Genomic DNA, 15,422 nt, shown 5'->3' with positions numbered 1-15,422 from the left:
GGCCCTGGCCCGAACCATCTAGGATGCCTTTAAGGCAATTTGAGGCAATAGGGCGGCAGCTCTATTTCGCGCAACATGGTCAACGGATATTGCGTCGTCAGCCGAGGTCATCGCCGCCTGGTTCCCGCTACGTATCCAGTCGTCCAGCGTCGCCTCGACCAGGCGCGCGATCGCACCAAACCGGATCTTGCCGGCAATGAAGGCGGCGACCGCGACCTCGTTGGCGGCGTTGTAGACGGTGGTCGCTCCCTTCCCGGTCCGGAGCGAATCGTAGGCCAGGCGCAGACCTGGGAACCGCTCGAAATCCGGCGCCTCGAAGGTCAGCACGCCGATCTTGGCCAGATCGAGCTTGGCCGCCGGACCCTTGATGCGGTCGGGCCAGCCCAGGCAATGCGCGATCGGCGTCCTCATGTCGGGCGCACCGAGCTGCGCCACGACGGAGCAATCGGAAAACTCGACCATGCCGTGGATGATCGACTGCGGATGAACAAGCACGTCGATCTCGTCGGGCGCGAGCGCAAACAGATAGGACGCCTCGATCACTTCGAGCCCCTTGTTCATCATCGAGGCGGAATCGATCGTGATCTTCTGGCCCATGCTCCAATTTGGATGCTTCAGGGCCTGCTCGAGCGTCGCCTGCTCGATGTCGGCAGGCTTCCAGATCCGGAACGGGCCGCCCGAGGCGGTGATGATGACGCGGACGAGCTCGTCGCGATTGCCTGAGCTCAACGCCTGGAATAGCGCATTGTGTTCGGAATCGGCCGGCAGGATGCAGGCGCCGGCTTTTGCCGCGCGCTGCATGAAGAAATCGCCGGCGCAGACCAGACATTCCTTGTTGGCGAGCGCGACATGCGCACCGCGATCGACCGCGGCCAGCGCCGGCTTCAGCCCGGCGGCGCCGCTCACGGCCGCCATCACCCAGTCGGCCGGACGCGCACCGGCCTCGATCACCGCGCTTTCGCCGGCGCCGCACTCGGTGCTGGTGCCCGCCAGCGCAGTCTTGAGCTCGCCGAGTTTGGAGCTATCGGCGATCGCGACGAAGCGCGCGGAAAATTCCTTCGCGAGCTTGGCCAGTGCTGCGACATTGCCGTTCGCCGTCAGCGCCTCGACACGGTAGCGCTCGGGCGAGGCGCGAAGCAAATCCATCGTGCTGTCGCCGATCGAGCCGGTGGCGCCGAGAACCGTGACGCTGCGAACGTCGGACGCAGCAAGCCTGTTGTTACGCAATGGGACTGCGCTCATATCCTCACCAAACCATAAGACCGCTTCCGGCGCTATGCACACCATGGCGGAGAAAGCCGATAATCCATGCCGCCAGGATGGCGGCGACAAAGCCGTCCAGGCGATCCAGAAGTCCGCCATGGCCGGGAATTAAGTGACTGGAATCCTTGACACCGAAGCGCCGCTTCACCGCGGATTCGAACAGATCGCCCAGGGCCGACACCACCGATAGAGCAGCGCTGACGAGTAGCAATGGGGCCAGCTTTCCGAGCCCGCACGCCGCGAAGCCTGCCGCAACCAAGAGGCTTGCGACAAAGCCGCCGAGAGCGCCCGCCCAGGTCTTCTTCGGACTGACGCGCGGCCATAGCTTCGGTCCACCAATGCTGCGGCCGGCGAAATAGCCGCCGATGTCTGTCGCCCACACCACGAGCAGCACGAACATCAGGGCGGCGAAGCCGTTGACGAGATCCTGCCGCACCAGGATCGAGGCCAGCAGCGCCGCCGATGCATAGGCAAATCCGGCAGCCGCCCAGACGAACTTGCCCCGCGCGATCAGCAGCACGATCACGCCGCCGATGAAGCCGGCGATGACAGCGGTCCTGAGCGCGCCGAAGGCAACGCAGAATCCCATGATGGCGATAACGATGGTCCCCGTCCCCGTCAGCGCGGCCGAACCCGCGCCCACCACCATCAGCCATTCAGCGAACAGCCCGATCGATACCAGGGTGACGAGAAGTGCCCACAGCCAGCCGCCGGCGTAGGCGAGCGCAATGGCGAGCGGCGCCAGCACGAGCGCCGCGAGGACCCGCAGCACGAGATTGCTCGAGGCAGGCGCGGAGCCCGCCGGTGCGGCGTCGGGTTCGCTCACGAGGCGGTTTTCGCGACCAGGCCGCCGAAACGGCGCTCGCGCCTGGCAAATTCGGCGATCGCGCCTTCCAGCGCTGCCTTGTCGAAATCGGGCCAATGGATCGGCACGAAGACGAGCTCGCTATAGGCGGCCTGCCACATCAGGAAGTTGGACAGGCGCTGCTCGCCGCTGGTGCGGATGATGAGATCGGGATCGGGAATGTCGGGCGCGTCGAGATGCGCGCCAAGCGTCTCGGCGTCGATCGTATCCGGATCCCGCCTGCCCTCTGCGACCTCGCGCGCGAGCTTCTGCGCGGCCTTCGCGATCTCCTGCCGCGAGCCGTAGTTGAAGGCGACGACGAGCGTGAGGCGCGTGTTGTCGCGCGTCAGCTCCTCCGCCTCGTTGAGGAGCGCGCAGATGTCGCTCTCGAGCCCTTCGCGCTCACCGATGATGCGGACCTTGACGCCGTCGCGATGCAGGCTCGCCAGATCGTTGCGGATGAAGCGCCGCAGCAGGCCGAAGAGATCGCCGATTTCGCTCGCCGGGCGCGACCAGTTCTCCGAAGAGAACGAGAAGATGGTGAGATAGCGAATGCCGAGCTCGTGCGAGGCGCGTACCACGCGGCGCAGCGCGTCCACGCCGCGGCGATGCCCCTCCGCACGCGGCAAGCCGCGCGCAGCCGCCCAACGCCCGTTGCCATCCATGATGATGGCGACATGCGCGGGCGCGTCGGACCGGTCAGATCCTTCCGTTGCGGGCGCGGCGGCGTTGGACATGAAGGCGATGCCTTAAACGGTGAGGATTTCTTTTTCCTTGGCGGCCAGCAGCTGGTCGATCTCGGCAATCGTGCCGTCGGTCGCCTTCTGCACCTCGTCGGCGTGACGCTTCTGATCGTCCTCAGACATCTCGTGATTCTTTTCGAGCTTCTTGAGCACGTCGAGACCGTCGCGACGGACATGGCGCGCGGCGACCTTGGCGGCTTCCGCGTATTTGTGCGCGACCTTCACCAGCTCCTTGCGCCGCTCCTCGTTGAGCTCGGGGATGCGCAGGCGCAGCACCTGGCCCTCGGTCGCGGGCGACAGGCCGAGATTGGAATCGACGATCGCCTTCTCCACGGCCTTGACCATCGACTTGTCCCAGACCTGCACCGAGATCAGGCGCGGCTCCGGCACGCTGACGGTGGCGAGCTGGTTCAGCGGCATGTGGGTGCCATAGGCATCGACCTGCACCGGATCGAGCATCGAGGCCGAGGCGCGCCCCGTCCGCAAGCCGCCAAGCTCGTGCTTGAGAGCCTGCACGGCGCCCTGCATGCGGCGCTTCACTTCGTTGAGGTCGAAACTACCCGTGGCCATCACGTTTCTCCTTCAAATCCCGGCGACCGGTCCGCGCCCTTCTCTCGGGCGCGACGACGAGCGGTCAGCCGGCGACAATGGTTCCGTGGCCGGTGCCACGCAGAATCGCACCGATCGAGCCCGGCTCCGCGATCGAGAATACGATGATAGGCAGCGACGTCTCGCGGGCAAGCGCGAAGGCGGTCGCATCCATCACCTTGTAGCCACCCTCGATGGCCTGCGAGTGCGTCAGACGGTCGAACCGCGTGGCGGTCGGATCCTTCTTCGGATCGGCTGAGTAGACGCCATCGACATTGGTCGCCTTGAGCACTGCCTGGGCGCCGATCTCGGCGGCGCGTAGCACCGCGGTCGTGTCGGTGGTGAAGAACGGATTGCCGGTTCCGCCGCCGAGCAGCACGATCCGGCCCTCGGCGAGGTATTTGTGCGCCGCGGTGCGGGTGAACAGCTCGGAAATCTCCGGCATGACGAAGGCCGACAGCGTGCGGGCCGGCGTGCCCTTGCGCTCGATCGCCGCTTCCAGCGCGAGGCAGTTCATCATGGTGGCGAGCATGCCCATGGTGTCGCCGGTCGGGCGCGACACGCCGCGGGACGACACCTCGACCCCACGCACGATGTTGCCACCACCGATCACGACCGCCACTTCGGCGCCAAGCTTGCGGGCGGCGATCAGATCATCCGCGACCCGGTCGACGGTCACCTGGTCGATACCAAAACCCTGCTGTCCCGCGAGATATTCGCCGGACAGCTTGATCACGACGCGACGATAGACCGGATCAGTCATGAGCACTTTCCTCGTCCGGGCGCCGCTTCCGGCGGCACGCCGGAAGGAACGTTCCGGCGCTTACTTCTTGCCGCTGGCCGCCGCGACCTCGGCTGCGAAGTCGCTTTCCTGCTTCTCGATTCCCTCACCGAGAGCATAGCGCATAAAGCCCGCGATCTTCACGGGCCCGCCGACCTTGCCTTCGGCCTCCTTCACGGCCTGCGCCACCGACTTGCCGGTGTCGTGGATGAAGGCCTGCTCGAGCAGGCAGACTTCCTTGTAGTAGGTCTTGAGGCCGGACTCGACGATCTTCTCGATCACGTTCTCGGGCTTGCCCTGCTGGCGGTATTTGTCGGCGAGCACGTCCTTTTCGCGCTTGACAACCGCCGGATCGAGGCCGGTGGGATCGAGCGCCAGCGGGTTGGCGGCGGCGACGTGCATCGCGATCTGGCGGCCGAGGGCGGCGAGCTCGTCGGCCTTGCCGGGCGATTCCAGCGCCACGATCACCCCCATCTTGCCGGCGCCATCGACGACGGCCCCATGGACGTAGCTCGACACCACGCCCTGGCTGACTTCGAGCTGGGCGGCGCGGCGCAGCGTCATGTTCTCGCCGATGGTGGCGATCGCGTCATTGATCGCGGTCTCAATCGTGACGTCGCCGACCTTGGCGGCCTTGATCTTTTCGACATCAGCACCGACGTCGAACGCGACCTGGGCGATCATCTTGACCAGCCCCTGGAACTGGCCGTTGCGCGCCACGAAATCGGTCTCGGAGTTGACCTCGACCACGACGCCCTTGGCGCCCTTGGTGAGCGCGCCGATGAGCCCCTCGGCCGCGACGCGGCCCGACTTCTTGGCGGCCTTCGACAGGCCCTTCTTGCGCAGCCAGTCCTGCGCCGCTTCCATATTGCCGTCGTTTTCGGTGAGCGCGGCCTTGCAGTCCATCATGCCCGCGCCGGTCGACTCGCGCAGGTCCTTGACCATCGCAGCTGTGATCGTTGCCATCGTTGAAAATCCTTTGTGCCTGCCGGTTCGCCGCGACGCGGCATCGAGGCGCCCCGCCGCGGTCCATCTCAGGAATTCGCGTCACTGAAATGGTGGCCGGACCCTATCCGGCCAACCCATCGCTCTTTTTGACTATTCCGCTTCCGCGGTCAGCGCCTTGGCCTTGGCCACCCAGGCATCCGCGCGGCTCGGCAGACCGACTTCTTCCCCGATCCTGTGCGCGGTGTCGTGGTCGAGCTCGGCGAGCTGCCAATAGTGGAAGATGCCGAGATCGTTGAACTTCTTCTCGATCGCACCCGACACGCCCGGGAGTTTCTTGAGGTCGTCGGCGGTGCCCCGGGGACCCGCAAGGCCCTGGAAGCCGCTCGAGGAAGCGGCCGGCAGCTCTTCGGCGACGACCGGCTGGGCCGAGGCGCCGATATCGATGCCCGAATCGCCCTGAGCGCGCGAGATGCCGTCGATCGCGGCACGCGCAACCAGGTCGCAATACAGCGAGATCGCGCGGCCGGCATCGTCATTGCCCGGCACCACATAGGTGATGCCCTTGGGATCCGAATTGGTGTCGACGATCGCCGCGACCGGGATGTTGAGCCGCTGTGCTTCCTGGATCGCGATGTCTTCCTTGTTGGTGTCGATCACGAAGATCAGGTCGGGCAGGCCGCCCATGTCCTTGATGCCGCCGAGCGAGCGGTCGAGCTTGTCGCGCTCACGCTGCAGCGTCAGGCGCTCCTTCTTCGTGTAGGAATTGGCTTCGCCGCCCGACAGCACGTCATCGAGGTGACGCAGGCGCTTGATCGAGGCCGAGATCGTCTTCCAGTTGGTCAGCGTGCCGCCGAGCCAGCGCGAATTGACGAAATATTGCGCGCAGCGCTTGGCCGCGTCCGCAACGCCGTCCTGCGCCTGGCGCTTGGTGCCGACGAACAGGATGCGGCCGCCCTTGGCAACCGTGTCGCTGACGGCCTGGAGGGCCTGATGCAGCATCGGCACGGTCTGGGCGAGGTCGACGATGTGGATGTTGTTGCGGGTGCCGAAAATGAACGGAGCCATTTTCGGATTCCAGCGGTGAGACTGGTGACCAAAGTGCACGCCAGCTTCGAGCAGCTGACGCATGGTGAAATCGGGTAGCGCCATCGTTCTAATTCTCCGGTTGGTTCCTCCGGAAACGTGTGAGCAAAACGGAGCGTTCTCGCCCCGGTTGCCACCGGACGGCCTTGTGAGCCATGTTTCCGTGTGAGATGGCGCGCTATATAGCGCCATTTCGGCCAGAAGCAAGGAAATAAGGCGGGTCCTCCAGGGCGCCCGAAAGCTTCAGTCGCTTCCTGGCGCCCCCTTTTCAGATCCCTAGCACTTCGGCTGGCCGGGCGGACAGGTCTTCGGTGGCGGGCCGGCCGGTCGCGGTGGAGGCGCCGGGCGCGGCGGCGCGGCGGCCATGGGAGGTGGTGCCGGCCGTGCGACTGGGGGTGGCGGCGGCGCAGGCCGTGCGATCGGAGGAGGTGGCGCCGGTCGCGCCATCGCAGGCGGAGGCGGCGCGGGCCGGGCCACGGGCGGCGACGGCGCCGGTCGAGCTACGGCCACGGGCGGAGGGGCGGCCCGCGGCGGCGAAGGTGGCGCGACACGGGGCGGCGGCGGTGGCGTCGGTCTCGCCACAGCTTGGGGGTGCTGCGGCGCAACGGGCTTGGACGCCTGCGGCGGCGGCGCCGGTCGATGATCCTGAACCCTGGATGGCTCTCGCGCCGCCACTGGCGCCGGTGGAGGCGCCGCCGGCTTGGCCGTGCTTGGGACCGCCGGCTTACCACCGGCGGCTGCAGCCGGCGGCACTGCGCCCGGCTGCGGACCGGCTGGCCTGCCGCGCACCTCCGCTCCAGGCGGCATCGTTGCCCCTGGCCTAGATAACCGCGCTGACGGGGTCATCGGACCCGCGGGAGCCGTCGGGTTTGCCGGCGCCGTCGCCGCGTGCGGCGGCGTGGGCGGAGGGTTGCCGGCAGGCGCCGTCGCGGTCGAAGCAGGTCTGCCATGGGGCGTGGCAGCACCAGGCGCTCCCCCTACCCCAGCCGGAGGTGGCGGTCCGCCAGCGGTGCCGGGCGCAGGCAACGTATTGGCCTGCGGCAGCTTGGCCGGAGCCGGCGCTTGCGGCGTGGCAGCAGGAGCACCTCCGGCGGGGGCTGTCGCGGTCGGACTGGGTGCACCCGGTCTCGCACCAGGAGTGACATTGGCGGGAGCAGGAGCCGGTGCCGAGATCCCCGGTCGCGCCGTCGGCTGGATGGTCGCACTCGGCGGCATCGGCGCCTTGCCCTGCTGGATCAGGGCGGCGCGCTGGATGACGGCCTGCGGCACCGCTGGACCTGCCGGGTTGGCGCGTCCGGCGACGGCTGGTGCCAGATTGCCCAGCGCGGGCGCTGCCCCGGTCGGCGGCGCCGGCGGCCGGTTGATCACGGTATTGATGACCGTCGTATTATGAATGTTCGCATAGATGATGTTGTTCGGCGGCGGCGCGACATAGGCCGGCGGCCGGACGAACACCGGGATTGGGACGAACACCGGCTGCGGCAGCACGAACAGGCCGACCACGGGCAGCGGCGGCGGCAGCACGACGAAATCCGGCGGCGGCGGCGGCAAATAGTAGACCGGCGGCGGTGGTGGCGGCGCGAAGCCGAAATCGGGATCGCTGAAATACAGCACGGAGCGGTCGACATAGACCACCTCCTCCGGCGGCGGTGGCGGCACGTCGTAGTCGATCATCGCAAAGCTCGGCGGCGGCTCGGGCGGTGCGGTGAGGATCGCAAGGCGTCGGCGCGCATCGGCCGCATGCGGCCCGCGCGGATAACGGCGCAGATAGGACCAATACGCCTCCGGCGTGTCGGTCCGATAGGTCCGCCGCCAGGTGATCGCCTCGCGGCGCGCCGCGACGATCGCCATGACTCGCTTGGACAGCGGATCATTGGGAAAGGCGGCGAGGAATTCCTCATAGGCCGCCAGCGTGTCGCGCTCGAGCGCGGCGGCGTAGGCATCCTGCACGCCGAGATCGCGGATCGGCTTGCTCCGGATCGCGGCGACTTGGTCGGGCGAGGCCTCCGGCGGCGGCGCGTCCGGCGCCCGCTCGAAGAAGGAAAACTGGGTGGTGATCTTCTGCTCGTTCCAGGGCACCTGCGCACCCTTGGAGGCCTCGTTGACGCGCAGGCGGACGCGGTCGAATACCTCGGGCAGCAGCAGGCCGCCGGTGCGGATCATTTCGGCGAGCGACTGCGCATAGATGCCGTAGGGCCCCGCCTCCTCCGGCGCTACCGTGCCGGGCGCCGCATTGAAGGCGATCAGCATGTTCGCCTCGGGCTCGACCAGCGCAAGGCCACTCGCGATCGGCTGGCCGCCCTCGATGAAGGGCTGCGCGCGGGCCGCATCGAGCACGACGATGCTCGCCTTGAGCGGAATGGCGGCGAGCTGGCGGATATAGTCGCTGACGCGCAGGGCCTCGGTCGGAATATCGGTGTCGCGGGTGATGTTGGAATCGACCGGGATGAAATAGTTCTCGCCGCCAAGCTGTACGCCATAGCCTGCGAAATAGATCATCGCGACGGTGCCAGGGCCTGAGGCCTGCGCCTTCTGAATGAAATCGCGAAGGCTCTTGCGCAACGTGTCGCCGTCGAGATCGCGCGCGCCGACGACGTCGAAGCCCGCGGCCTGCAGCGTCTGCGCGATCAGGCCGGCATCGTTCGCAGTCGTGGCCAGCGGCGACTTGGCATAAGCGCCATTGCCGACCACGAGCGCGATGCGCTTCTCCTGCTGCTGCGCGTTTGCGGGGCTCGCGATGTTAGCGGCCGCAAGCAACAGCATTGCCAGCAAGGCAAAAATAAAAACTCGGTTTGTCCCACGCATGGCTTGTCCGCCGCTGTTGTTGAAGTCCCTACCGTACACTAGGCCCGTGGCAGCCTGAACGGAATTTGAACGGATTGCGGCAGCCGATGGCCCTAGCCAACGTCTGTTCGGCAAGCCCGCCTCACTTGAAAGTATGAAAGCGCACTACTCCGCCAGCCGGAGCTCCGCGACGGTCGTCCTCGCGGCCGCCTCATCAACCGGCGAGAAATCCACCGGGCCCGGATTCTTGTAGGCCGAAGTCATCGCCAGGGTGAGGCCGTATCCCAGCAATCCGGTGCTGGCATTCGCGATCACGGCGTTCTTGCGGTCGCTGTTTCGGGCCAGATAGAAATAGGTTCGGCCGGATTGGACCGAGATGTCCTGACGCGTCTCGCCGGGAAAACCGGGCTCTGCCGCGAAAAACTGATGCTGGCCGGCCGGCCGATCGACGTAGAGGTAGGTGCCGGTCTTCAGTCCCTTGAGCACCGCACCATCCAACGCAAACTCCCAGCCCGCGTCGGCTACGCCACCGAAACCCTTCTCGCGGAACACCACGATGCGCGCCTGCCCCGCCTTCGGCGCTCCAATCTTCTGCATCGCGGTCGCGTAATCCAGCCCGCTCCGCTCTGTTTGACAGCCACATAGCATAGCCGCCGCAATGAGCAGCAAAACCCACGCAAAACCATCGACGCCCCCGCCTACCCGGGCGTGAGGCTAGCGCAATACAGCTTTTGATTGCAACACAGTCAGCATGGTTGTCCTGTGCCGCTCCAATGCAATTGGTGCCGGAAAAGTCAGAGCTGCTGCACGTCCACGACGCCCGCGACCGCCTTGATCGCGCCGGCGATCTGCGGCGAGACCTTGAAGCGGCCGGGCAGCTTCATCTCCACCTCGGTCTCCAGGTCGAGCATCATCACCAGCGAGACCTCGCCGTCGCCGTTGGAGCGCGGTGCGGTGCCGGGACTGCCGATCTTTGGCGCGGCACCGTTCGCGGGCGCCATCTCTGGCCCGGCGAGACGCTTGGCGATCGATTCCAGCGGCTTGGTGTCGCGCACGAAGATGCGCAGGCCCTTCTGCGTCTTGGCGGCGGCATCATCCAGCGGCTCGGCATGCAGCACGCGGGCGCGGACGTCCTCGCCCTGGAGCTCGGCGCCGAGCTGGAGCAGCACGGCGGCGCCCGGCTCCAGCACGTCGCGATATTGCGCAAGGCCTTCGGAGAACAGCACGGCCTCGAAATGGCCGGTCGGATCGGACAGGCCCATGATGCCCATTTTGTTGCCGGTCTTGGTGCGCCGCTCCATGCGTGAGACCACGGTGGCCGCGACCTTGCCGGCAGTCGCGCCGGTCTTTACCGCGCGCGAGAACTCCGCCCAGCTCTGCACCCGCAGGCGCTTCAGCACGGTGGCGTAATCGTCGAGCGGATGTCCGGACAGGAAGAAGCCGATCGCGTCGTATTCACGCCGCAGCCGCTCGGCCGGCAGCCAGGGCTCGACCTGCGGCAGCATGATGCTGGGCGCATCAGCCGAGCCGCCGAACATGTCGTTCTGGCCAATCGTCGCGGCTTCATGCGCGCGCTGGCAGGCGGCCAGAATCGCGTCCGCGCCGGCGAAGACGCGCGCCCGGTTCGGCTCCAGCGTGTCGAAGGCCCCGGCGGCGGCAAGACTCTCGATGATGCGCTTGTTGATCGCGCGCGGCGACACCCGCGCGGCAAAATCGGCGAGCGAGGTGAACAGGCCGTTCTTGGTCCGCTCCGCAATGATCTGATCGATCGCCTGAATGCCGACGCCCTTGAGCGCGGCGAGCGCGTAATAGATCGTCTTCTCGCCGACCTCGAAGGTCGCCCCCGAGCGATTGATGTTCGGCGGCTCGACCTTGATGCCGAGTCGCTGCGCCTCGGAGCGGAATTCGGAGAGCTTGTCGGTGTTGTTGAGATCGAGCGTCATCGACGCCGCGATGAACTCCACCGGATAATGCGCCTTCATGTAGGCGGTGTGATAGGACACCAGCGCATAGGCCGCCGCGTGGCTCTTGTTGAAGCCGTAGTCGGCGAATTTGGCGAGCAGCTCGAAGATGGTCTCGGCCTGGCCCTTGGGCACGCCGTTCTTCACCGCGCCCGCGACGAAGATCTCGTGCTGCTTCTCCATCTCGGCGCGGATCTTCTTGCCCATGGCGCGGCGCAAGAGGTCGGCGTCTCCGAGCGAATAGCCCGACATCACCTGCGCGATCTGCATCACCTGTTCCTGGTAGATGATGACGCCGAAGGTCTCTTTGAGGATCGGCTCCAGCACGGGATGCAGGTATTCCGGCTCCTCGTCGCCGTGCTTGCGCGCGCAATAGGTCGGGATGTTCGCCATCGGACCCGGGCGATAGAGCGCCACCAGCGCGATAATGTCCTCGAAACGGTCGGGGCGCATGTCGATCAGCGCGCGCCGCATGCCCTGGCTTTCAACCTGGAACACACCGACCACGTCGCCGCGCGCCAGCATCTGGTAGCTCTCGGCGTCGTCGATCGGCAGCGTGGCCAGATCGACGTGGATGCCGCGCGGTTTCAAGAGCTTCACCGCGACGTCGAGCACGGTCAGCGTCTTCAGGCCGAGGAAGTCGAATTTGACGAGGCCCGCCGGCTCGACCCACTTCATGTTGAACTGGGTCACCGGCATGTCGGATTTGGGATCGCGGTAGAGCGGCACGAGCTCGCTCAAGGGGCGATCGCCGATCACGATGCCGGCCGCATGGGTCGAGGCGTGACGCGTCAGGCCTTCGAGGCGCTGGGCGATATCGAAGGCGCGCGCCACCACCGGGTCTTCGTCGCGGAACGCCTGGAGCTTCGGCTCGCTCTCGATCGCAGCCGCCAGCGTCACCGGCGCGGCCGGATTCTGCGGCACGAGCTTGGTCAGCTTGTCGACCTGCCCGTAGGGCATCTGCAGCACCCGGCCGACATCGCGCAGCACGCCCCGCGCCTGCAGCGTACCGAAGGTGATGATCTGCGCGACCTGGTCGCGGCCGTAGCGCTGCTGCACGTATTGGATCACCTCGCCGCGACGGTCCTGGCAGAAGTCGATGTCGAAGTCCGGCATCGAGACGCGCTCGGGATTGAGGAAGCGCTCGAACAGCAGGCCGAACCTGATCGGATCAAGATCGGTGATGGTCAACGCCCAGGCGACCAGCGAGCCGGCGCCGGAGCCGCGGCCCGGCCCGACCGGAATGCCTTGCGACTTCGCCCATTTGATGAAGTCCGACACGATCAGGAAGTAACCCGCGTATTTCATGCGGGTGATGACGTCCAGCTCGAAGGCAAGCCGCTTGGCGTATGTCTCCTCCGTCGTGCCTTGCGACAGTCCGTGGACGCGCAGGCGGTTGGCGAGCCCCTCCTCCGCCTGCCGCTTCAATTCGGCGGCCTCGACCGCGGCGGCATCCGAGCTCGATGCGGCGCCGACGGTGAAGAACGGCAGGATCGGCTTGCGTGTCATCGGGCGGAACGAACAACGCTCGGCGATCTCCACCGTCGAGGCCAGCGCCTCCGGAATGTCGGCGAACAGCACCGCCATCTCCGCGCGGGTCTTGAAGCGGTGATCGGGCGTGAGCTGCTCGCGGTCGGTCTCGGCGATCAGGCGCCCACCGGCGATGCACAGCAGCGCGTCATGCGCTTCGTAATCGTCGGTCGCGGCGAAATACGGCTCGTTGGTCGCGACCAGCGGCAGGCCCTTGGCATAGGCGATGTCGATCAGGCCGCTCTCGATGCGCCGCTCCTTGTCGGTGTTGTGGCGCTGCAATTCGACGTAGAGGCGGTTGCCGAACAGGCTGGCGAGACGCTCGCAGCGCAACGCCGCAATTTCGGCCTGCCCGGTGGCGAGCGCCAGCGATACAGGTCCATCCGGACCGCCCGTGAGCGCGATCAGCCCCTCGGTCTCGCCTTGGAGCCAGTCGAACTTGATATGGGGCGCGTGCGTGTCAGGCGTCTCCAGGAACGCCCGCGAGTTCAGCCGCATCAGGCTGCGATAACCGCGCTCCTGCGCCGCCAGCAGCACCAGGCGCGACGGCCCCAGCGCGTTGCGCGCATTCGGATCCTGGTCGCCGAAATCGACCGCCAGCTCACAGCCGACGATCGGCTGAATGCCAGAACCCGCCATCTTGTCGGAGAACTCCAGCGCACCGAACATGTTGTCGGTGTCGGTCAGCGCCAGGGCCGGCTGGTGGTCTTTCTTGGCGAGCTCGGCGAGCTTGGCGATCTTGATCGAGCCCTTGAGCAGCGAATAGGCCGAGTGAACGTGAAGGTGGACAAATCCGGCGCTCGGCATGGTCGCGTGACGGCCTCTTGCAGGGGGGATGGAGCGGTCGCCGGCTTCTCAAGGCATCATGCACTCGCCCGGCCGACTCGCCTCCCAATGGTGCGGCGTGGCGCCGCGAGAGTCCACGCCGGAGCGGCCAATCCGCCGCGTCGTCCCGCTTTTCCCCAACCGCGTCCTTTAGAGCTGCGGAATTACCTGGGCCCAGATCGCGATCATCCCGACGAACAGTGTGATCGAGGCCAGTGCGGCGGCTTCTTCCACGAAAACCCTGAACATGTCTCGCTCCTTTTGCTAGAACGTATGAAGAACATTGTTCTCATTTCGTTCTCAGGAGTCAAGCCAGCTCAATCATTCCGAAAGGGAATGGTTAACTCGTTGAACTTGATAACAAAAAAGCCCCGGCGCATGGCCGGGGCTTTTCGACGAACGCTTCCTGAACGAAGCGGTTTGTCTTAGTAGCGGGCAACCATCGGGCCGCCGAACTTGTAGTTCAGGCGGACGAGGCCCATGTCGACGTCCTGACGGATGCGCTCGGTGCCAGCGAAGCCAGCGAACGTCACGTCCTTGTCGGCCAGGAAGATGTGGTTGTACTCGACGCCAACCGACCAGTTCGGGGCGAAGCCGAACTCGAGGCCGGCACCCACCGTACCACCCCAGCGGGTGTCGCTCGATGAGGCGAGCAAGGGACCGCCGAGGCCATAGATCTCGTACTTGTCGCCGACCACAGCCGCACCGCCCTTGACGTAGAGCAGCACGTTGTTCCAGGCGTAGCCGACCTGGCCGGTGATCAGACCGAACGAATCGATCTTGGTCCGGTTGCGGGTGGCGAACAGCGCGCTGACGTTGTCGCCCGTGAAGTCAGCCCAGTTGCCCTGGCCTTCCACGCCGAACACGAACTGGCCGGACTGCCAGCGATAGCCGATCTGGCCACCGACCGTGCCGCCGGTCGCATCGTGCGAGCCTTCGCGGCCGACACCAACGAAGTCCCAGGTGGTGCGAGCCGAACCGCCACCGCCGTTGATGCCGATGTAGAAGCCGCTCCAGTCGTAAACTGCGGCGATCGCCGCCGGCGGAGCCTTGGTGTAAGGCCGCGCCGCCAGGTCAGCAGCCACCGCCGGCGCAGCCGCGCTGAGCGCAATCAGGCTGACAGCGGCAAGCAACAAATTCTTCTTCATTTGATTCCCGTTCCAGTTTCTTCAGTAGGCCCCCGGGCCGTGCCGTCGTCATATCAGCGATCGACGGAATTGCTGTAACCGCGACGCAACAGTTAGAGCCAAAGGGCCGCGCTTCATTAATGAACATTTAGCGCAGCGCACCGGAAACCCTTTGAAACAAGTGTTTTCACGAGTTCCAATGTCGACTACACGACGTAACTTGCACGCGCGCGTAACAACGTCGCGGGCACATTCGCGTGATTGGAGAATTCAGATGCGAGTCCAGCCTACTCTCCCCATTGTCGCCACATTTTCGCTCGGGCTCGCCACATTTGCGCTCGGGCTCAGCGCGAGCTCGCCGGCGCGCGCCTTCGGCACGCACCATCCATTCTGCCTCACCGGCGACGAATGGCCGGGGCTGAGCAATTGCAGGTTCGATACCTACGCGCAGTGTCAGGCGAGCGCATCCGGCCGCGCGCTGACCTGCATCGCCAATCCGTTCTTCGCAGGCCAGAGCGATGATCCCTACGCGTATCAAAATCGTCCGCGCGCGCAGACGCCGGGCTATGCCTTGCCGCGCTGAAATACGCGGCGCGTGGACCATGCTCGTCGCAATCGGATTGCTCCTTACGAGCACTCTTGCGCACGCGCAGACCTACGATCCGCGCTATCCGGTCTGCATGCAGATCTACGGCCCCGTCGGCTATTTCGATTGTCGCTACAGTTCGCTCGAGCAGTGCAGATATCTCGCCGTCGGACGTTCGACGGGCTGTGTCGTGAATCCGTATTTCCCGCCAAAGAAATCGGCGTCCCCTCGCCGACCGAGCCGCGCCGCCGCTGGCGCCGGCTAACCCGCATTTCTCACAGTATTGAGGCGCATCGGGGCGCGAATCAGCGAAAGTTCTTTTGCGAGAAGGACTTTGCGATGATTCAAGGAATGCCCCG

13 protein-coding genes are annotated in these 15,422 nt (G+C 65.9%); 2 read left to right on the top strand and 11 right to left on the bottom strand.

Annotated elements, in window-relative coordinates; all coding sequences use genetic code 11:
- Positions 1 to 18 precede the first annotated feature (18 nt).
- The 11 genes from dxr to IVA87_RS25835 form a co-directional block, all read right to left on the bottom strand.
- Positions 19 to 1,242: a 1-deoxy-D-xylulose-5-phosphate reductoisomerase gene (dxr, locus tag IVA87_RS25885; RefSeq protein ID WP_247294788.1), complete on the bottom strand. Its 1,224-nt coding sequence runs from the start codon at positions 1,240 to 1,242 to the stop codon at positions 19 to 21.
- Between the two features lie 4 nt (positions 1,243 to 1,246).
- On the bottom strand, positions 1,247 to 2,089 hold the full coding sequence (locus IVA87_RS25880; RefSeq protein WP_247294785.1) for a phosphatidate cytidylyltransferase: 843 nt from the start codon (positions 2,087 to 2,089) through the stop codon (positions 1,247 to 1,249).
- Complete coding sequence (locus IVA87_RS25875) at positions 2,086 to 2,844, bottom strand: isoprenyl transferase (protein WP_247335683.1); 759 nt, start codon at positions 2,842 to 2,844, stop codon at positions 2,086 to 2,088. The genes IVA87_RS25880 and IVA87_RS25875 overlap by 4 nt, the downstream gene beginning before the upstream one ends.
- 12 nt (positions 2,845 to 2,856) lie before the next feature.
- Positions 2,857 to 3,420 carry a ribosome recycling factor gene (gene frr / locus IVA87_RS25870; protein WP_247335682.1) on the bottom strand — a complete coding sequence of 188 codons (564 nt, stop codon included), beginning with the start codon at positions 3,418 to 3,420 and terminating at the stop codon, positions 2,857 to 2,859.
- Positions 3,421 to 3,484: 64 nt separating this feature from the next.
- Positions 3,485 to 4,201: a UMP kinase gene (gene pyrH, locus IVA87_RS25865; RefSeq protein WP_247275932.1), complete on the bottom strand. Its 717-nt coding sequence runs from the start codon at positions 4,199 to 4,201 to the stop codon at positions 3,485 to 3,487.
- A gap of 60 nt (positions 4,202 to 4,261) precedes the next feature.
- Complete coding sequence (tsf, locus tag IVA87_RS25860; RefSeq protein WP_247294778.1) at positions 4,262 to 5,185, bottom strand: translation elongation factor Ts; 924 nt, start codon at positions 5,183 to 5,185, stop codon at positions 4,262 to 4,264.
- A 132-nt stretch (positions 5,186 to 5,317) separates the two neighbouring features.
- Positions 5,318 to 6,316: a 30S ribosomal protein S2 gene (locus IVA87_RS25855; RefSeq protein ID WP_247294776.1), complete on the bottom strand. Its 999-nt coding sequence runs from the start codon at positions 6,314 to 6,316 to the stop codon at positions 5,318 to 5,320.
- Positions 6,317 to 6,526: 210 nt separating this feature from the next.
- A complete protein-coding gene (locus IVA87_RS25850) occupies positions 6,527 to 9,055 on the bottom strand; it encodes a caspase domain-containing protein (protein WP_247335681.1) in 2,529 nt (842 codons plus the stop codon).
- Positions 9,056 to 9,199: 144 nt separating this feature from the next.
- Complete coding sequence (locus IVA87_RS25845) at positions 9,200 to 9,631, bottom strand: DUF2846 domain-containing protein (RefSeq protein WP_247335678.1); 432 nt, start codon at positions 9,629 to 9,631, stop codon at positions 9,200 to 9,202.
- 197 nt (positions 9,632 to 9,828) lie between these two features.
- Positions 9,829 to 13,332 carry a DNA polymerase III subunit alpha gene (gene dnaE / locus IVA87_RS25840; protein ID WP_247335677.1) on the bottom strand — a complete coding sequence of 1,168 codons (3,504 nt, stop codon included), beginning with the start codon at positions 13,330 to 13,332 and terminating at the stop codon, positions 9,829 to 9,831.
- Positions 13,333 to 13,775: 443 nt separating this feature from the next.
- Positions 13,776 to 14,498, bottom strand: a complete 723-nt coding sequence (locus IVA87_RS25835) for an outer membrane beta-barrel protein (RefSeq protein WP_247275926.1) — start codon at positions 14,496 to 14,498, stop codon at positions 13,776 to 13,778.
- A gap of 253 nt (positions 14,499 to 14,751) precedes the next feature.
- Here IVA87_RS25835 and IVA87_RS25830 point away from each other — a divergent pair, with 253 nt between their 5' ends.
- Together IVA87_RS25830 and IVA87_RS25825 are read left to right on the top strand one after the other, a co-directional pair.
- Positions 14,752 to 15,060 carry a DUF3551 domain-containing protein gene (locus IVA87_RS25830; RefSeq protein ID WP_247335676.1) on the top strand — a complete coding sequence of 103 codons (309 nt, stop codon included), beginning with the start codon at positions 14,752 to 14,754 and terminating at the stop codon, positions 15,058 to 15,060.
- A gap of 19 nt (positions 15,061 to 15,079) precedes the next feature.
- Positions 15,080 to 15,328, top strand: coding sequence for a DUF3551 domain-containing protein (locus IVA87_RS25825; protein ID WP_247335675.1), 249 nt, complete (start codon positions 15,080 to 15,082; stop codon positions 15,326 to 15,328).
- Positions 15,329 to 15,422: the final 94 nt, after the last annotated feature.

Source organism: Bradyrhizobium sp. 147 (genome assembly GCF_023073935.1).
Lineage (GTDB): Bacteria > Pseudomonadota > Alphaproteobacteria > Rhizobiales > Xanthobacteraceae > Bradyrhizobium.
The sequence above is the reverse complement of the archived record's forward strand: the minus strand, read 5'-3'. Positions and strand labels throughout refer to the sequence as shown.